The sequence below is a fragment of the Acuticoccus sediminis genome (genome assembly GCF_003258595.1).
In the GTDB taxonomy this organism is placed as follows: domain Bacteria; phylum Pseudomonadota; class Alphaproteobacteria; order Rhizobiales; family Amorphaceae; genus Acuticoccus; species Acuticoccus sediminis.
Genome location: NZ_QHHQ01000007.1, coordinates 260,729 through 278,583, shown reverse-complemented (window position 1 = coordinate 278,583; position 17,855 = coordinate 260,729). Strand labels below are relative to the sequence as shown.

The 17,855-nt window shown below is 69.4% G+C and carries 14 protein-coding genes; 6 read left to right on the top strand and 8 right to left on the bottom strand.

Features of this window, described 5'->3' with window-relative positions; genetic code table 11:
• Positions 1-43 precede the first annotated feature (43 nt).
• The 5 genes from DLJ53_RS27015 to DLJ53_RS26995 all read left to right on the top strand — a co-directional run bounded on the left by DLJ53_RS27015 (position 44) and on the right by DLJ53_RS26995 (position 4,345).
• Complete coding sequence (locus tag DLJ53_RS27015) at positions 44-1,093, top strand: catalase family peroxidase (RefSeq protein WP_111351192.1); 1,050 nt, start codon at positions 44-46, stop codon at positions 1,091-1,093.
• Positions 1,090-1,653 carry a cytochrome b gene (locus DLJ53_RS27010; RefSeq protein WP_111351191.1) on the top strand — a complete coding sequence of 188 codons (564 nt, stop codon included), beginning with the start codon at positions 1,090-1,092 and terminating at the stop codon, positions 1,651-1,653. The genes DLJ53_RS27015 and DLJ53_RS27010 overlap by 4 nt, the downstream gene beginning before the upstream one ends.
• Positions 1,654-1,744: 91 nt before the next feature.
• Positions 1,745-2,407: a GntR family transcriptional regulator gene (locus DLJ53_RS27005; RefSeq protein WP_111351189.1), complete on the top strand. Its 663-nt coding sequence runs from the start codon at positions 1,745-1,747 to the stop codon at positions 2,405-2,407.
• Between the two features lie 26 nt (positions 2,408-2,433).
• On the top strand, positions 2,434-3,189 hold the full coding sequence (locus DLJ53_RS27000; RefSeq protein WP_111351188.1) for an SDR family NAD(P)-dependent oxidoreductase: 756 nt from the start codon (positions 2,434-2,436) through the stop codon (positions 3,187-3,189).
• Between the two features lie 46 nt (positions 3,190-3,235).
• A complete protein-coding gene (locus DLJ53_RS26995) occupies positions 3,236-4,345 on the top strand; it encodes an isocitrate/isopropylmalate dehydrogenase family protein (protein WP_202913368.1) in 1,110 nt (369 codons plus the stop codon).
• Between the two features lie 72 nt (positions 4,346-4,417).
• On the opposite strand, the gene DLJ53_RS26990 is transcribed toward DLJ53_RS26995, so the two are convergent.
• From DLJ53_RS26990 to DLJ53_RS26980, 3 genes are all read right to left on the bottom strand, one after another.
• On the bottom strand, positions 4,418-8,974 hold the full coding sequence (locus DLJ53_RS26990; protein ID WP_162409583.1) for a DUF4082 domain-containing protein: 4,557 nt from the start codon (positions 8,972-8,974) through the stop codon (positions 4,418-4,420).
• 50 nt (positions 8,975-9,024) lie between these two features.
• On the bottom strand, positions 9,025-10,266 hold the full coding sequence (locus tag DLJ53_RS26985; RefSeq protein WP_425320977.1) for a GTP-binding protein: 1,242 nt from the start codon (positions 10,264-10,266) through the stop codon (positions 9,025-9,027).
• A 605-nt stretch (positions 10,267-10,871) separates the two neighbouring features.
• Positions 10,872-11,576, bottom strand: coding sequence for a LuxR C-terminal-related transcriptional regulator (locus DLJ53_RS26980; protein ID WP_211100687.1), 705 nt, complete (start codon positions 11,574-11,576; stop codon positions 10,872-10,874).
• A 351-nt stretch (positions 11,577-11,927) separates the two neighbouring features.
• Here DLJ53_RS26980 and DLJ53_RS26975 point away from each other — a divergent pair, with 351 nt between their 5' ends.
• Complete coding sequence (locus DLJ53_RS26975; RefSeq protein ID WP_111351185.1) at positions 11,928-12,566, top strand: acetyltransferase; 639 nt, start codon at positions 11,928-11,930, stop codon at positions 12,564-12,566.
• An 8-nt stretch (positions 12,567-12,574) separates the two neighbouring features.
• Here DLJ53_RS26975 and DLJ53_RS26970 read toward each other — a convergent pair whose 3' ends face one another.
• Genes DLJ53_RS26970 through DLJ53_RS26950 form a run of 5 tightly spaced genes read right to left on the bottom strand, consistent with a single transcriptional unit; the run spans position 12,575 to position 17,422 of the window.
• The gene (locus tag DLJ53_RS26970) at positions 12,575-13,750 is read right to left on the bottom strand and encodes a DegT/DnrJ/EryC1/StrS family aminotransferase (RefSeq protein WP_111351184.1); all 1,176 of its coding nucleotides are present in this window, start codon (positions 13,748-13,750) and stop codon (positions 12,575-12,577) included.
• Positions 13,747-14,748 carry an SDR family NAD(P)-dependent oxidoreductase gene (locus DLJ53_RS26965; protein WP_111351182.1) on the bottom strand — a complete coding sequence of 334 codons (1,002 nt, stop codon included), beginning with the start codon at positions 14,746-14,748 and terminating at the stop codon, positions 13,747-13,749. Before DLJ53_RS26965 ends, DLJ53_RS26970 begins: the two co-directional genes overlap by 4 nt.
• Entirely contained in the window at positions 14,745-15,881 is a 1,137-nt protein-coding gene (locus DLJ53_RS26960) for a DegT/DnrJ/EryC1/StrS family aminotransferase (protein WP_111351181.1), read from the bottom strand. Before DLJ53_RS26960 ends, DLJ53_RS26965 begins: the two co-directional genes overlap by 4 nt.
• On the bottom strand, positions 15,882-16,898 hold the full coding sequence (locus DLJ53_RS26955; RefSeq protein WP_111351179.1) for a Gfo/Idh/MocA family protein: 1,017 nt from the start codon (positions 16,896-16,898) through the stop codon (positions 15,882-15,884).
• Positions 16,895-17,422, bottom strand: coding sequence for an acyltransferase (locus DLJ53_RS26950; protein WP_111351178.1), 528 nt, complete (start codon positions 17,420-17,422; stop codon positions 16,895-16,897). Before DLJ53_RS26950 ends, DLJ53_RS26955 begins: the two co-directional genes overlap by 4 nt.
• Positions 17,423-17,855: the final 433 nt, after the last annotated feature.

Below are 17,855 nucleotides of genomic sequence, written 5' to 3'. Positions count from 1 at the left end.
ATCGTCCGCCCGAACCGTCACCGAAGGTCATCGAGAGGGTTTCATGTCACCACCACCGTTGAAAAACGCCATCGGATCGCTGGTCCTGATCGCCGCCACCGTCGCCGTCTCGGCCGGGGCGTTCGCATATACAGCCGGGTGGCTGACGCCCGGCCGCCTGTCGCCGGAGAAGCTCATCGCCGCGCTGACCCCGCCGACCGGCCCGCACCCCGGCTACCGGCGCAACCACGCCAAGGGCATCTGCTTCACCGGCGTCTTCAAGGCCAACGGAACCGGCTCGGAGATCTCGCGCGCCATGGCGCTGAAGAGCGGCGAGTACCCCGTGCTCGGCCGCTTCAACCTCGCCACGGTGAACCCGGGCGCGGCGGACGCCACCGTGCGGGTCCGTGGCATCGGCCTCCAGATCGCCACCCCCGACGGGGCGTACTGGCGCATGGCGATGATCGATCCGCCGATCTTCGCCGTCTCGACGCCGGCGGGCTTCTACGCGCTCCAGAACGCGGCCAAGTCGGCCGATCCCAACGCCATGCCGGCCTTCGTCGCGGCGCACCCGGAGTTCGCGGCCTTCGCGTCGTGGGCCAAGTCCGCGCCGTGGACGTCGAGCTACGCCGAGGATGCCTTCAACAGCCTCAACTCGTTCGTCTTCGTCGACGACGAGGACAATCGCCGTGCCGTGCGCTGGTCGTTTCACCCCGACGCGGCGGTGACCCCGATCACCCCGGAGGCCCTGGCGGCGCTCGGCTCGAACCACCTCGAGGAGGAGATCACCGAGCGCGTCGGGAAGGCGCCGCAGACGTGGACGATGACGGTCACCGTCGCCGACCCCGGCGACCGGACGAACGACCCGACCGTCGCGTGGCCCGACGACCGACTGACGATGACGGTCGGCACGCTGGAGGTGAACCGGATCGAGGCGGAGCCCGACGGCCCCTGCCGCGACATCAACTTCGACCCGACGATCCTGCCCGACGGCGTCACCGTGTCGGACGACCCCTTCCCCGCCGCACGGTCGGCCACCTACGCGCGCTCCTACGACCTGCGCACCGCCGAAGCGAAGGACTATCCGCGCCAACCCTCGAGGACCCAGCCATGACCGGTGCCGCTTCCCGCACGCGCTTTTCAGCCCTTCAGCGGCTCCTGCACTGGCTGATGGCCGTCCTCATCATCGCGATGCTCTTCATCGGCGTCGGGATGGTCTCCACCGTCGCGCCGGCCTACGTGCCGCTGCTCGCGACGCACAAGACGCTCGGCGTCGCGATCCTGGTCCTGGCGCTGGTGCGCCTCGGGGTCCGGTTGGCGAGCGGTGTCCCGGCGCTCCCCGCGGACCTTCCCCGGCCGATGGCCCTCGCCGCCGAGGGCTCGCACCTCGCCCTCTATGCGCTGATGATCGCGATCCCGCTGATCGGCTGGGCGATGCTCTCGACCGCCGCCTACCCGATCGTCCTTTTCGGCGACGTCCGCGTGCCGTGGATCCTGCCGCAGAGCGACGAGCTGCACACGCTCCTGTGGGCGGCGCACTACTACCTCGCCTTCGCCCTCTTCGCGCTGGTGCTGATGCACATCGCGGCGGCGATGTTCCACGGTCTCATCCGGCGGGACGGCGTGTTCTCGCAGATGGCGCCGTTCCGGCGCGCGCCGGTCGACGGCGAATAGCGCGGAAACGGGCACAATCCGCCGGTGTATCTTTTAATGTATCTCGAGATATATTAAGCGAGAGGTACGCAACCGGGCGACGGGGGAGCGGATGGGACAGGCGGCCGATACCGCCTACGCCGCCATCAAGGAGCAGATCGTGCGGGGGCAGTTCGCCCCGAACACGGCGGTCGACGAAGGCGAGGTGGCGAGCCGGCTCGGGATGAGCCGCACACCCGTCCGCGAGGCGCTCCTCCGGCTACAGGCAGAGTCGCTCGTGGAGATCGCCCGCGGGCGCGGCATCCGCGTGCTTCCCGTCTCGATCACGGACATGCGCGAGGCGTACCAGACCATCTCCGGCCTGGAGATGGTCGCCGTGCAGCTCCTCGCCGACATGGCCCCGGACGCGGACTATCTCGCGCCGCTGCACGATGCGGTCGCGCGCATGCGCTCGGCCGCCGCGGACAACGACCGGATGGCCTGGTGCGACGCCGACGAGGACTTCCACCGGGAGCTGATGCGCCTCTCCGGCAACCGTCGGCTCACCACCGTCGGCCACCAGCTTCGCGACTTCGCGCGCAGGGCGCACGTGGTCGCGGTCCGGCTTCAGAGCGACGACTACACCCGCCGGTCGACCAACAACCATGCCGCGCTGCTGGAGGCGCTCCAGACCGGACGGTACGAGTTCGCCGTGGACACGCACCGCCTCCAGCGCCGGCGGGGCGAGGAGCTGCTCGTCGGCGCCGTCGCCGCCATGAACCTGAGCGCGCTCTGACGCGTACGGAACTGCAGGACCATCCCATGAACCACCCCTTCCGCCTCGACCAGACCACAGCGATCGTCACCGGCGGCGCGAGCGGTATCGGCGCCGCGACGGCGGCGATGCTGACCGCGGCCGGCGCGACGGTCGCCGTCCTCGACCTCGATCTCGACCGGGCGGCGGCCGTCGCGGCTCCCCTCGCCGGCGCCTACGCGCTCCAGTGCGACGTCGCCAGCGAGTCCTCGGTCGAGGCTGCCGTCGCGGCGGTCTGCGAGCGCGCGGTCCCCGGCGTCCTCGTCAACTGCGCCGGCGTCGCGATCCGGGAGGCGGCGGTGTCGCAGACACTCGGCAACTGGAACAAGGTGGTCGACGTCAACCTCACCGGCAGCTTCCTCACCTCGCGCGTCGTCGCGCGGGCGATGATCGAGGCGGGCATTCCCGGCAGCATCGTGCAGACCGCCTCGATCATGGGCCTGTCCGGCGGCGGCGTTTACCCCAACGTCTCGTACCAGACGACCAAGGGCGCCCTCGTCAACATGACGCGTGCCCTCGCGGTCGAGTGGGCGCCGTCCGGGATCCGCGTCAACGCCGTCGCGCCGACCTACGTGCGCACGCCCTTCATCAGGGCGCTGCTCGATCAGCCGGACATCATGGCGAGGATCTACGACATGACGCCGCTGCGCCGGCTGGCGGAGCCCGAGGAAGTGGCGTCGGCGATCCTGTTTCTCGCGAGCCCCGCCGCCGCGATGGTGACCGGCCACACCCTGCCTGTCGACGGCGGCTTCCTCGCCCAGTAACCGCCCCCTCGGACGAGCCACCAAAGACCCCGCTGCGGAGAGACGAATGAACGAGATGACGCCCAAGACGCGCTACGAGATCGCGGTCGTTCATGGCGACGGCATCGGCCCCGAGGTGTGCGAGGCGGGCCTGCGGGCGATCAAGGCGGCGCTGCCCGACGAAGGCAAGCTGGCGTTCCGCGAATACCCGGCCGGCGCCAGGCTGTGGCAGGAGACCGGCGTCTCCTTCCCGGAGGAGACCTTCAACGCATGCCGCGACGCCGACGCGATCTTCCACGGTGCGGCGGGCCTGCCGGAGGTCACCGCGCCGGACGGGACCGAGCCGGGCCTCGACTTCGGCCTGCAGCTCCGCTTCCGGCTCGACCTCTATGCCAACATCCGGCCGATCAAGCTGCATCCGGGCGTCACGTCCGCGCTGCGGCACTTCGAGCCCGGCGAGATCGACTACGTCATCCTGCGCGAGAACACCGAAGGGTTCTACGCGGCGCGCGGCGGCGGCAACGTGGTGCGCGGCGAGATCGCGTCCGACACCTCGATCATCACCCGCAAGGGGACCGAGCGGATCGTGCGCAAGGCGTTCGAGCTGGCGCGGTCGCGCAATGGCGCCCCGCGCGACGGCAGGAAGCGCGTGACCTGCTGCGACAAGGCCAACGTCCTGCGCAGCTACGCCTTCTTCCGCCGCGTCGCCCGCGAGGTCGCCGAGGACTACCCGGACGTCGAGCTCGACTTCGCGCTGATCGACGCGATGACGGTCCATCTCGTGAAGCGGCCGGACTTCTACGACGTCATCGTCACGGAGAACATGTTCGGTGACATCATCTCCGACCTCGGCGCGGCGACGGTCGGCGGGATGGGCATGTCGCCGACGGCGGAGGTGGGCGACGACAACGGCTTCTTCCAGGCCGCACACGGCTCGGCGCCGGACATCGCGGGACGGGGCATCGCCAACCCCATCGGCACCATCCTCTCCGGCGGGCTGATGCTGACGTGGCTCGGCGAGCGCCACCGCGACAACGCACTGATCGACGCCGGCGCCCGGATCGACCGCGCGGTCGGCAAGGTGATCCGGGATCCCGGGCTGCTCCCCGGCGACCTCGGCGGAACGGCCACCTCCGTCGCGATCACCGACGCCGTCTGCGAGGCGCTCGCGGGATAGCTCCCGCGGCGCCACTCCGTAGCTGCCGCGGATCGCGTTCGGTCGCCTCGAGGGCGAACCGGACCTTGCGGCCTAGCTCGTCGTCAGGAGGTCGAGGTCGATCGCGCCGACGCCTTTCAGCGTGATGCTGTCGGTGTCGATCGTCAGCGTGGTATTCGGCATCGCGTGCTCGCCGAGGCCGAACGCGACCGAGACCGAGACCTCCCCTGCTGCCTCGCCGTCCTCGAGGAACCCGTTGCCGTTGACATCGGCCGCGGCGAGGTCCGTGGCCAGGGTCGACGCGTCCGAACGGCCGCTGAGGTCGATGACGTCCACCTGGCTGAGGTCGGTCACGACGTCGTTGCCGGAGTCGTCGGCGAGCATGAAGCTGTCCGAACCGCCGCCGCCGGTCAGAAGGTCGTTGCCGCCTCCGCCCGCGAGAATGTCGTTGCCGGCCCCGCCCGCGAGCGTGTCGGCGGACAGGGTGCCGAACAGCGTCTCGTCCGCGTCGAACCGGACGTCGACCCAGTAGTTCGAGTTCTGGTAGCTCGCGGAGGGGAACAGCCCCGGCGTGCCGTCGGCGAAGACGCCCGCACCCGCCGGGGTCGTCAACGATCCGTCGGCGTTGGTGCGCGCTGCGGAGAAGAAGTTCGACGAGAACGCGTAGTTCTGCGTCGTGCCGTAGGAGACGACGTACGAAGCGTCCGCGTCGAGCCGGACCGGCGCGGTGAGCACGACGTCCTGCCACCCCGCCTCCCCCGGCTGCGCCGAGGAGGTGCCTGTCGCCAGCAGCGAGCCGTCCGAGGCCCAGAGGTGGAGCGTGCGCGTGTCGACGTCGCCCGCGTCCGCCGACCCGCGGAAGTAGCGCAGCGTGGTCACGACGCCGCCGGTGTTGGCGGTGAAGCGCGTGCCGAGCTCGTAGTCGGCGCTGTCGGAGGTGACGGTCTGCGCCGGCAGCTCGCCAGCGGCGAACAACGACGCGCCCGACGGCTCGGGCTGGTCGAGCACCATGACGTCGAGCGTCTGCGTCACCGGGGGCGCGCGCCCGTCGGAGACGCTGACGGTCACCTCGTACCGGTTGTCGCCGTTGGCGTCGGTCGGCGCCTCGTAGTCGGGCGGCGTGACGAAGGTGAGGACGCCGCTGGTGGCGTTGACGCTGAAGGCCGACGCGTCCGCCCCGCTGGCGATCGCGAACGAGAGCGGGTTGCCGTTGGGGTCGGCCGCCGTCAGCGTCCCCACGGTGAGCGTCGACTCGGCCACGGTGAAGGACGTGCCGGAGGTGAACATCGGCGGCTCGTTCGGCGCGCCCCCGGTCGAGAAGAACGCATCCACCCAGTAGTTCGCGGACTGGTAGGTCGCCGTCGGGAACAGGCCCGGCCCGCCCGCCGCGAAGACGCCCGCGTTCGCCGGCGCGACCAGAGCGCCGTCGCCCCCCGTCCATCCCGAGCCGAAGAAGTTGCCGCTGTAGCTGTAGTTCTCGGTCGTGCCGTAGGAGGCGACGTAGGTGGCGCCGCCGCTGATCGCGACCGGGACGCTGAACAGCACCGACTGCCAGCCCGCCTCGCCCGGGTCGGATACGATCGTGCCGGACGCCAGGAGCGTCCCGTTCGCGTTCCACAGGTTCATCGTGCGCGTGTCGGTGTCGCCCGAGTCGGCAACGCCGCGATAGTAGCGCAGCCCTGTGATCTCGCCGTCGGCGGTGGCGCTGAAACGGACACCGAGCTCGTAGTCGCCCGGATCGTTGGTCACCGTCTGCGCCGGGACGGAGGAGGCGTCGAAGAGGGTCAGCCCGGACTGTTCGGCGACATCGGTGACGGTGACGGTGAGGTCGCGCGTGACCGGTGTCGAGCGGCTGTCCGTGACGCTCACGGTGAGCTGGTAGACGTTGTCCCCGTTCGCGTCGGCCGGGGCCTCGTAGTCCGGCGTCACGGCGAAGGCGAGAGCGCCGGTCGCCGCGTCGATGGTGAAGAGGCCCGCATCGTCGCCACCGGCGACGGCGAACGTCAGGGGGTCGAAGTTGGTGTCGCTGGCCGTGACCGTCGTGACGAAGATGCCGTTCTCCGCGATGGAGAAGGACGACAGCCCGGTGAAGACCGGCGGCGCGTTGGTCTCGCCCCCTCCGCTCGTCGCCAGCGTGACGTCGACCCAGTAGTTCGTCGAATGATAGGAGCTGGTGGGAAAGCCGCTGCCGGTGGTGAAGAGGCCGTTCCCGGCCCCGCCCGAGGGTGCGGAAAGAAGGCCGAACGGCTCGGAGTAGCTGCTGTTGAAGAACCCGTCGGCGGCCATGTAGTTGTCGTCGGTCGTGTACGCGACGACATATTCGGCACCCGGCGTGACGGTGACCGGGTTGGGCAGCACCGCGGTCTGCCACCCCGACTGACCGGGCGTGGACGTGAACGTCGCCTGGCCGAGGAGGGTCCCGTCGGCACTGTAGAGGCGGCCGATGCGGACGTCCGTGTCGTTGGTGTCCTCGACCGCGCGGTAGTAGTGAAGCTCGGTGATCGCGCCCGACACGGTCGTCACGAAGCGGGTGCCGAGCGTCAGCGTCGTGCCGTCGTCGAACACCGATCCGGTCACGGCCGGGAGGGTGTCGAACAGGCTCACCTCGGACGGGAAGTCCGGCTCCTCGATGGTGACCGTCGCGCTGGCGAGGCTGGCGGCACTGGGCGTGTTGAGCGAATCGTCGATGGCGCGGACGAGGACGTCGAACGTGCCCTGCGACTGGGCGAAGAACTTGTAGCTCCAGCTCGAGGTGCCCGTCGCCGGCCGCCACGTGTCGCCGCCGTCGAGCGAGACCTCCACCAGCGCCACGGCGCCGTCGTCGGTGAGCGGGTTGCCGTCGTTGTCGGTCGCCGTGCCGGTCAGGGTGATCGTGTCGAACTGCTGCGCCAGGATCGTCGACTGTCCGAAGCTCGCCGTCGCGGCCACGGTGTCGGTGGAGGCGCTGGCCCGCACGAGGCCCTGCGACGCGAGGATGAGGTCGCTGACACCGGGCTGGATCCCCATGTCGGCGAAGATGTTCATGCTGAGCTGCTGGAGCGCGGTGTTCTCGATGTCCCCGCCATAGGGCGACCCGTCGTGCTCGTTGCTGAGCGCCCATGACCAGAACACCGTGCCGGCGGCGAACACGAGCGCGCCGCTCTCCGCCCGGTAGATCGTCAGCGTGTGGGTCTCCGTGCCCGGCGCTGTCGTGTTGCCGTCGTCGACGAGGAGGCCGCTCCAGTCCACGCTGGTCTCCGACAGCTTGACGAGGCCGGCGGGGCGGTTCGCGTCGTCGGGCGCATAGTCCCACTCGTAGCCGATGATGCCGGGCGAGAGGTCCTGTGCGCCGCCGTTGGCCGCAACGCTCGTGTCGCGCCACACCCGCAGGCCGGAGTACGCGGACGGGACGTCGAGCGCCGCTCCGAACTCGCCGGTCCCGTCGCCGATGAAGAGCTGGCCGATCAGCGCGTTCTGGCCGCAGTGGCAGTAGGCGAGCAGGCCGGACTGGATGGCCGCGAGGTCCCCCGCCCCCGCCGCCTCGTTGCCGACGAATCGGACGTCCTGCCAGGTGCCGGTCCAGATGTCGGTCGGGTCGAGGTTGTAGTAGTCGTCGGGCCCGGCGTTGGGATCGGCGACCGCCCACGTCTCCTTGTAGCAGACGAGAGTGCGGTAGTCGGTGGCGTCGGAGCTGATCGACGGCTCGTAGCGGGTCTTCCAGTAGCACTCGTTGCCGCTCCAGAAGACGAGGTTGACGCCCGCGTCGCGCGCCTCGGCCACGTTGGCCCGCTGGTCACCGGACCAATATTCGTCGTGCCCGACCGAAATGTAGGCCTCGTAGTTCTTGAGGTAGTCCGCCCCGAGCCGGTCGGTGTCGACGCCGGAGATGTAGGAGACGTCGTAGCCGTTCTTCTCCAGCCAGTTGACCGCGGCGTAGTCCGCGCCGAACAGGTAGTCCTGCGGACCGCTCGCCGCGCCGACAAAGTCGCGCGTCGCGATCGGGCGGTTGTAGCTGACGGCGTACGCCCGGTCCTGCGCGCCGAGCCCGGTGGCGGTGTCGATCGGGTCGTGGTCGACGAGGTCGGCCCGGTCGCCGTAGAAGTTGGGACCGCCATCCTCCCCGTTGCCCAGGACGTCGCTCAGCTTGCCGCACCATCCGTTGTAGGCCTGCCACGTCGTGTCCGACGTCTGCAGGACGATGTCGGCGGCGACGCCGTCGTTGCGGACGATGAACGGGATCTGGTTCGTCTCGCCGTCGATCGGGTCGCCGTTCGCGTCCAGCATCTGGAGGCGGGCGAGGAAGACGCCCGAGACCATGTCGTCGGGCACGTCCCAGCTGTCGGTGACGAGCCAGTTGCCGGCGTCGACGAGGCCGCGCGACTCGTCATAGAGGGGCAGGTCCTGGACGGTGCCGTGATCGTTGGTCAGCTCCGCGACCTGACGGGCACCGTCCCCGCCATAGTAGCCGAGGCGGAAGATCTCGACCTTGTAGGCGTTCTGGTCGGCCGGATTGCCGTTGACGTTGATCTTGAAATCGACCGTGTCGCCAGCGTTGACGCTGATGTCGGTCGCGAAGCCCTCGATGGCATCGCTGCTGTTGGCGTCCCAATAGGATTGCGGGGCGCGACCTTCGGTGATCGCGTTTTCAAGCGTGATGCGATTATCAGGCATTGTCCCGTCCAATTCGCATTAATTTCAAATACTTGGTTTTGTGCAAGGCGTCAGGCCGGGCCCAGCCGGCGCCCGGTGCGGATCGGCGCCGGCACCAGCGGAGCCGGGTGCGGCGCGGGCCGGCCGGACCGCGGGAGGGCTGCCGGCACCCATGTCGTGACGAGGCAAGCGTCGAGCGCGGCGGTGATGGCGGCCCGGTTCATGCCCTGGCCGATGAAGACGAGCTCCTGCCGCCGGTCGCCGTACGGCGGCAGCCAGTGCCGGCGGATATTCACCAGCGAGCCGGGGTGGACCGGCCACGCGGCGCGCGGCGTCGCCGCCCACCAGCGCCCCATCGGATCGATGGAGATCATCTGCCCGGCGAGGCTGTAGCCGATCGCAAGGTCCGGCTCGGCGACGACCCAGAAGTGCCCCTTCGCGCGGATCACGCCGGCCAGCGCGCCGGTCAGGTAGCGCCGCACCTTCTCGCCGTCGAAGGGCTTGCGCGCGCGGTAGGTGAAGGACTCGATGCCGTAGGCGTCGCTCTCCGACTCGTGGTCCGCGAAATCGTACATCTCGGTGAACCAGCGCGGACGCATCCGCGCGCGGGCGAAGTCGAAGAGGCCGGTGTCGAGGATCGTCTCCATCCGCACGTCGCAGTAGTCGGCGCAGATGACGCGGGCGGCGGGGTTCAGGCCGGCGATGATCGCCCGCGCCGCCGCGACCCGCTCCGGCCCGGCGGCCGTCACCTTGTTGAGGACGATGACGTCGGCGAACTCGACCTGGTCGGCCAGCAGCTCGCCGAGCGCGCGCACGTCGTCAGGCCCCCGCGTCTCGCCGCGGTCGCGGAGCGAGTCGCGGCTCGCGTAGTCCGAGGCGAAGGTCACGGCGTCGACGACGGTGACCATCGTGTCGAGCCGCGCCACGTCGCCGAGGCGGCCGATCTCGGGATCGTCGAAGTCGAACGTCGCGGCGACCGGCAGCGGCTCCGCGATCCCGGTCGACTCGATGACGAGGCGCTCGAACCGGCCCGTCCTCGCCAGCCGCCGCACTTCGCGCAGAAGGTCCTCGCGGAGCGTGCAGCAGATGCACCCGTTGGTCATCTCGACGAGCGTCTCTCGCGTGCGCGTGAGGCCGCCCTCCCCGCGCCGCACCAGCTCGGCATCGATGTTGACCTCGGACATGTCGTTGACGATGACGGCGATGGATCGTCCGTGCGGTTCGGCGAGCACGCGGTTGATGAGTGTCGTCTTCCCCGCACCGAGGAAGCCGGACAGGACCGTCACGGGAAGCCGCGCTGCATCGTTCAAGATTCGTGCTCCGACAGGCTTCGGGACTGGAGGCCAGCTCACGCTGGCTGCACCGACTATCCGGCGCGCGGGGTCCCGACTGGAGGGGGCCGATCGGTCAGCCACCACCCTCTTTCGGCTGATCGTTCAACCCAACCCATGTGTCGCTCGCCCGGAGGCCCGCCGTGCGCCGTTTCCGGGATGGAACGGCGCGGCGATGCACCCGGCGAATGACGGGGCGCGGTCGCGGACCATTTCGCGCAGGATCACTTGCGTGTTGTCCGCCGAGGCGGCGCATGCATCCGCCGACCGGGCGACGGGTAGCCCGGAAAAGAGGACGCGGCGCCGGCTCCCTCCTCCGAACGGGTGAGCGGGGGTCGCGGGCCCAGCCGAATGGATGGGACGCGGCTCACCGAAGGTCGGAGCGGCCCCGGCGTGTCCGCCGGCACAAGTCCTCGTCTTCGAGCGCAACAGCGACGCTCGTGGGGCAGCGTGTCGAGGTGGACGAAGTGACCGACGGTCGTCGGCGTCTCAATGTACTGGATCTAAAATGCAGAATTCGAGAAATAATTTGGCGCTTATATCAAGTGACGAAGCAGTACGCGCTCCCTGGCGTCGCAACAGGAATTTTACTCCGAGTCGTTCTCGGTATCGCTGAAAGCATTGAGCTTGAAGGCGGCCTGAGTCCGGTTTGTCGCCTTCAACTTCCGCATGATGTTGCGAATGTGGACCTTGACGGTGCTTTCACACAGGTTCAGCTCGTAGGCGATCGTCTTGTTGGCGAGGCCCCGGCGCAGCGCGCGCGCGACGGCGAGCTGCCGCTCGGTGAAGAAGTTGTCCAGGCGTGGGCGGCCGTCGGTCTGGGGCTTCACCAGGCTGCGGAGCGCCAGCAGGCTCTTGCGCTGCACGAAGATGCTCCCGGACGCCGCGATGCGCAGCGCCTCCAGCAGTTCGTCCAGATTGGAGCCCAGCGAGATGTAGCTGACCGCGCCGCACTCGATGGCGTCCAGCACGCAGGACACGTCGTCCGACCGCGACAGCACGATCACCTTCGACGGCTCCGCGGCGGCAATGAAACCCCGCAGGTGTTCCTTGGTGCTGCTCGCGGAGGCGATGCTCTCACTGATGTTGTAGATGACGACATGGGCCGGCTCGGCGGACTTCGTCGACGCCAGCCATTCCTCACTCGACGCGTACTGCTCGATCACCGAAGACGGACAGATCGCTTCGAGCGATCGCACGACGCACTGACGCATCAGCGCCTGCGAATCCACGAGCGCGATACGCTGCGGCAGCGCCGCGCGGACGGCGGCGCCGTCGTCGTCCGCCGCCACGTATCCACCATTCGAAATTGGAGTTGCGACGTCACTATTGTGGCCTCGCATTGGTACAATCTGCATAGCCCTACCTCGTTCGAACCAGGGTGACGCCATCGGGTAACCTAGACGATGCTCACCATAGGACACAATTACAGCTTGCATTCCTATGATGTAGCGGGGCGAAAACCGCCCTCACCCGTTCGTCGCTTGAATATCACACTCGCGTTTGAATATCTCATTTGCGAACGCTAAAGTTTAACCAAGATTAGTAGCTGCCGATTTTTTTGAACTGCCGCCCCCGTAGAGTCCGGAGCCCCTCCGAATCTACGTACGATGTTTCATCCGGCCGCGAAACGATTGTGAGATATGAGAAATCCGTCACTGGTTCTTGTCGGGTTCAGTGGGAACGCCATCGAGATTTTCGAAGCCGCCGAACGCGAGCGCACCGTCGTGGCCATCCTCGACGACAACCCCGTCCACGCCGGCAAGGACTTCGAAGGCGTGCCGATCCGTCCACTCTCCGCCCTGCCGGACTACGAGCATGCCGACGTCGTCTGTCTGGTGGGTTCTCAGCACAGCTACCGCCGGCGCAAGGAGATCATTCGCCGACTGGGGCTCCCCCCGTCCCGCTTCGCCACGATCGTCCACCCGCACGCGCTTGTGTCGCGCTTCGCCTCGATCGGGCGGGGCGTGGTGCTCTACCAGGGTGTGACGGTGACGGCGAACGCGGTGATCGGCGACCACGTCATCGTGCTGCCGAACACGGTGATCCACCACGACGTGGTCGTCGGGGATCACTGCGTCATCGGCACCCACGTGACGATCGCCGGGCACTGCCACATCGGTGACAGCGTCTATGTCGGCAGCGCCAGCTCGATCCGCGACGGGACGACCGTCGGTGCGGAGGCGCTCATCGGCATGGCTGCAAACGTCGTGCGCGACGTCGAGCCGGGGACCGTCGTCGCCGGAAATCCGGCGCGTCCCCGGCCGCGTCGCGAGGGCTGAGGCCGGGTTCAGCCGGCCCGAAGCTGCGCCGCGTGCGTCATGCGAGCGCCGTCGATCGCGGCGGCCAGCGCCTCGACGACGGTATCGACGTCGGCCTCCGTCATCTGGACGAAGAGCGGGAGGATGACGGACCGGTCGCGCGCCGCCTCCGAGCGCGGCAGGGACCCGCGCGGCGCGCTGTCGGCATATGCCCGCTCCTGGTGGATGTTCATGATCCCCCGGCGGGTGGCGATGCCGACGTCCAGCATCGACTGCATGACGCGCCGCTGGTCGACGTCCCCGTCGAGGCGGACGCAGTAGCTCTGCCAGTTCGAGCGCGCCCAGTCCGGCTCGCGCGGCGCGCTCACGCCGTCCACGCCGGCGAGGGCCGCCTCGTAGCGCTCCGCCAGCAGCCGGCGCCGCTCGACGATGTGCGGCAGCCGCTTCAGCTGCTCGCGCCCGACGGCGGCCTGGATGTCGGTCATGCGGTAGTTGTAGCCCTGGACCGGGTACTCCTCGAACATCACCACCTGGCTCGCATGGCGCGCGGTGTCCGAGATCGACATCCCGTGCTGGCGCCGGAGGCGGAAGGAAGCGTCGAACTCCGCGTGGTCGGTCGTCAGCATCCCGCCCTCGCCGGTGGTGACCACCTTGCGCGGGTGGAACGAGAAGCACACCACGTCGCCCATCGGGCGTCCCACCGGCCGCCACGTCTCGCCGACGCGAAGCTCCGAGCCGATCGCGCAGGCCGCGTCCTCGACGACCGGCACCCCCACGGCGCGCGCGACGGCGAGGATCGCCCTCATGTCGCAGGGCATGCCCATCTGATGGACGCACAGGATCGCGGCTGTGCGGATCGAAAGCGCAGCGCGGATCGCCGCCGGATCGATGTTGTAGCCGTCGGCCTCGACATCGACGAACACCGGCGTCGCCCCGCACTGGCGGATAGCGTTGGCGCCGGCGATGAAGGAGTGGCTGACCGTCACCACCTCCGTTTCCGGCCCGACGCCCACCGCGAGCAGCGCCAGGTGCAGCGCCGTGGTGCAGTTGGAGACGGCGGCGGCGTGGCGGGCGCCGACGAGCGCGGCGAACTCGGTTTCGAAAGCCGCGACCTGCGGCCCCTGGGAGAGCCACCCGGAGGCGATCACCGCCGCCGCCGCCTGCGCCTCCTGCGGTCCGAGGAGCGGGCGTGCGAGCGGGATCATTGCGCCGCCTCCAGCCGCTGCGTGTCGGCATTCTCGGCCTGCCACCATGCGATGAGCTCGCGAAGACCGCTCTCGACCTCGATGCCGGCGCGGAAGCCGAGCACCTCCGCGGCGGAGTCCACCGACGCGAGGCGGCGCGGCACAGGGTTCACGCTGCGCGCCGCGGCAAACTCCGGCGTCAGGTCCGGCCGCCCCATCGCGCGCGCCATCAGCGCGGCGAGATCGAGGAGCGAGGTCTCCACGCCCGTGCCGACGTTGAAGACGACGTCGCTCGCCGGGTGACCGGCCGCCATGATGTTCGCCCGCGCGACGTCGCGCACGTGGACGAGGTCCATGGTCTGCTGCCCGTCGCCGAAGATGATGGGCGGCTGCCCGGCGGCGATCCGCTCCATCCAGCGCACCATCACCTCGGTGTAGCGCCCCGTGAGGTCCATGCGCGGGCCGTAGACGTTGAAGTAGCGCAGCGCGACGTAGTCGAGGCCGAACATGTCGTTGAAGGAGCGGAGCAGCCCTTCCCCGAAGGCCTTGGCGGCGCCGTAGAGCGTCCTGTTGTCGTAGGGCGGTTCGGCCTCCGTCGTCGGGAAGTGGCCCGCCATCCCGTAGACCGAGGCGGACGACGCCATGATGACCTTGCGCACCGCGTGCCGCTGGCAGAGGCGCAGGAGGTCGTAGGTGGCCTGGACCATCACCTGCATCGCCGCGTCCGGCTCGGCCGCGCAGTGGGTGATGCGCAGCGCGGCCTGGTGGAAGACCGTGTCCGTCCCGGCGACGAGACGGTCCATCAGGGCGGCGTCCCGGATGTCGCCCTCGACCAGGGTGACGCGCGGATCGTTCAGCGCGGCGGCGAGGTTCTGCGGTCGGCCGCGGACCATGTTGTCGACCGCGACCACCTCGCGGCATCCCTCCGCGAGGAGGAGGTCGACGATGTGCGAGCCGACGAAGCCGCTCCCGCCCGTGACGAGGACGCGCTTGTCGTTGAGAACGGTGTCGTGTGTCACGAGGCAAGCTCTGCGCGTTCGAGGAGGAGGGACTGGCGACGCGCCGTGACGGCGTTCACCGCTTCGATGACGTGGGCGACGTCGGCGGGCGACAGCTCGGGGTAGATCGGCAGCGACAGCGTCTGCCGGGCGTAGTCCTCCGCGACGGGGAAGTCGCCGGGCTGGTAGCCGAGGTCCGCGTAGGCCGGCTGGAGGTGGACCGGGCGGGCATAGTGCACATTGGTCCCGATGCCCGCCTTCGTCAGCTCGGCCATCACGGCGTCCCGGTCCTCGGTGAGGATGGCGTAGACGTGGCCCGCGTGATCCTCGCCGAACGGTCCGGCGGCGCGCTGGACATGGGCGGCGAGCCCGATGTGATAGGCGTTCGCCACCCGCCGCCGGGCCGCGTTCCACGCCTCCAGCCGGGCGAGCTTGACGCCGAGCACGGCGCACTGAACGGTGTCGAGGCGATAGTTGTAGCCCTTCAGGGCGTGAATGAAGCGGCTGGACTTGCCCCAGTCGCGCAGCGAACGCACCCGCTCGGCGAGAGCGTAGTCGTCGGTCACCACCGCGCCGCCCTCACCCGCCGCACCGAGGTTCTTGCCGGGGTAGAAGCTGAAGCAGCCGAGGTCGCCGAAGGTACCCGCCCGGCGCCCCCCCCGGCTCGCGCCGTGCGCCTGTGCGGCATCCTCGATGAGGATCAGCCGGTGCCGGCGCGTGATGTCGGCGATCGCGTCCATGTCGGCGAGGCGACCGTGGAAATGCACCGGCATGACCGCCCGCGTGCGCGGGGTGATGGCCGCCTCGAGCGCCGCCGGGTCCATCGTCCAGGTCGTGGGGTCAACGTCGACGAGCACCGGCCGCGCGCCGGCGTAGAGGATCGCCGCCACCGTCGCGACGAAGGTGGCCGGCACGGTGATCACCTCATCGCCGGGCATCACGCCCGCGGCGAGGAGAGCCAGATGCAGCGCGGCGGTGCCGGAGCTGACGGCGATGGCGTGCTCGGCGCCGCAGTAGCGCGCGAACTCACACTCGAACCGCGCGACCGGCTCGCCGAGGATGTACTCGGTCGAGCGCAGGGCCGCCAGGACGGCCGCCTCGAGCTCCTCGCCGACGCTGCGATACTGTGCCTTGAGATCGAGAAAGGGGATCATTCACGCCACCTTTGGCAAAGCAAGTTCGACGGGCCTGCCGCGCATGGCGCACGAGCGCGCGCCGGCGGCGAGCAATTCCACCACCCTCAGACCGCTCTCCCCGTCGGTGATCGGCCGGGTCCCGGTCTCGATGCAGCGCATGAATTCCTGCATCTCGGTGACCAGCGCCTCCTTGGTGGAGATGACCGGCGCGCGCATCTCGCCGAGGCGGTAGGAGACCATCCGCTCGTAGGGATCGGCGCCGTTCGCAGCGCCGCGGTCGTAGATCTTCACCTTCTCGCTGGTCTGCATGTCGTCGTAGATGACCATCAGGCGGCTGCCCCCGATCAGCGTCTGGCGGATCTTCACCGGGGCCAGCCAGTTCACGTTGAGGTGCGCCATCGCCCCGTCGTCGTAGTAGACGGAGAGGTGCGCCATGTTCTCCGGGCTGCCGTCGAGGAAGCCCGCCGCCCCGGCCGAGATGGCCACCGGCTGTGACACGAAGATCCGGTCCATGATGGCGAAGTCGTGGACCGCGAGGTCCCAGATGACGTTCACGTCACGCTGGAAGAGACCGAGGTTCACCCGCGTGGAGTCGTAGTAGTAGATGTCTCCGAGCTGGCCGGTCTCGACGATCTCGGCGATCTTCTGAACGGCGCCGGTGTAGACGAACGTGTGGTCGACCATGAGGACCAGCTTGCGCCGGGCCGCCTCGTCGACCAGCGTCGCGGCATGGTCCGGACGGTCCGCCATCGGCTTCTCGACCAGCACGTGCTTGCCGGCCCTGAGGGCGGCGAGGGCGAGCGGAAAGTGGGTGCTGACGGGCGTCGCGATCATCACCGCGTCGACCGCGGGATCGTCGATCATGGCGCCGATGTCCCGGGTCGTCCGCACCGTCGGGTGGCGCTGGGCCGCACGCGCGCAGGCGTTCTCGTCCCTGTCCGCCACCATCACGAGCCGCGCGTTGCCGGCTTCGCCGACCGCACGGGCGAGGTTCGGGCCCCAGTAGCCGTATCCGGCAATTCCGACGTTGATCATCGCGCCGACCTCCGTGCGAGGGTGAGGGCTCCGTTGTCCGGGGCGGTGCTCCGGCGGTCGCGCACGTCGCCGACGATCCGGGCGGGGACGCCGGCGACGATGGCGAAGTCCGGCACGTCGTGCGTGACGACGGCGCCGGCGCCGACAAGGGCCTCGCGACCGATGGTGACGCCGCCGAGGATCGTCGCATTCGAGCCGACCGAGGCGCGGGCGCCGACCGTGATGGGCGCGACGGTCCAGTCGTCCGGTCCCTTGAGAGCGCCTGTGACCGTGGTCGCCGCCGGGTAGAGGTCGTTGGTGAACATCACACCGTGGCCGATGAAGACCTCGTCCTCGAGGGTGACGCCTTCGCACAGGAAGCTGTGGGAGGAGATCTTGCAGCGGGCCCCGACCACACAGCCCACCTGGATCTCGACGAAGGGACCGACCCGGCTGTCCGGCCCGATCCGGCACCTGTAGATGTTGACGAGGTCGGGCAGCGTGATCACCGCCCCGGTCCCGATCTCGCAGTCCTTGATGGGCAAAACCGTTCTCCGTATCCGCTTGATACCGCCGCATCGAGGCGAGCCGCACCCGACGACGGGGAGACGCTACAGAGCCGCCGCGCCGGAAAGAGCCGCCCCAATGGGACGACCCGCTTCTCCTTTTGCGACCAACGGGTGAGCGGGGACCGGCGGGGACCGTCGAAAGGAGGCGACCGTGCAACCGCCCCACACGAAGGGATGTGCCGGGCCCGGCGACCACCGCGCCCGTGCCGGCACGCGTGCAACGCGGCTGCGCAGCGGCGCGGCAACGCCCTCGCACGGCGGGCAAGGCGCGGCTGGCAGCGGCGTGGTGTCAGGAGAGCGCGAGGGGAGTACGCCCGGTGATGGACGGCGCGGCGCGCCGCCTCTCCCCTTTCGGACCCGAAGGCGGCGCCTGGCGTCGGCACACCCCGGCGGGGTGCCGGGCGGCGGG

Coding starts and splice junctions, on each gene's coding strand:
- DLJ53_RS27015 (WP_111351192.1), top strand. CDS start 44: ATGTCACCACCACCGTTGAAAAACGCCATCGGATCGCTGGTCCTGATC.
- DLJ53_RS27010 (WP_111351191.1), top strand. CDS start 1,090: ATGACCGGTGCCGCTTCCCGCACGCGCTTTTCAGCCCTTCAGCGGCTC.
- DLJ53_RS26970 (WP_111351184.1), bottom strand. CDS start 13,750: ATGATCCCGCTCGCACGCCCGCTCCTCGGACCGCAGGAGGCGCAGGCG.
- DLJ53_RS26955 (WP_111351179.1), bottom strand. CDS start 16,898: ATGATCAACGTCGGAATTGCCGGATACGGCTACTGGGGCCCGAACCTC.
- DLJ53_RS26995 (WP_202913368.1), top strand. CDS start 3,236: ATGAACGAGATGACGCCCAAGACGCGCTACGAGATCGCGGTCGTTCAT.
- DLJ53_RS27000 (WP_111351188.1), top strand. CDS start 2,434: ATGAACCACCCCTTCCGCCTCGACCAGACCACAGCGATCGTCACCGGC.
- DLJ53_RS26990 (WP_162409583.1), bottom strand. CDS start 8,974: ATGCCTGATAATCGCATCACGCTTGAAAACGCGATCACCGAAGGTCGC.
- DLJ53_RS27005 (WP_111351189.1), top strand. CDS start 1,745: ATGGGACAGGCGGCCGATACCGCCTACGCCGCCATCAAGGAGCAGATC.
- DLJ53_RS26960 (WP_111351181.1), bottom strand. CDS start 15,881: ATGATCCCCTTTCTCGATCTCAAGGCACAGTATCGCAGCGTCGGCGAG.
- DLJ53_RS26975 (WP_111351185.1), top strand. CDS start 11,928: ATGAGAAATCCGTCACTGGTTCTTGTCGGGTTCAGTGGGAACGCCATC.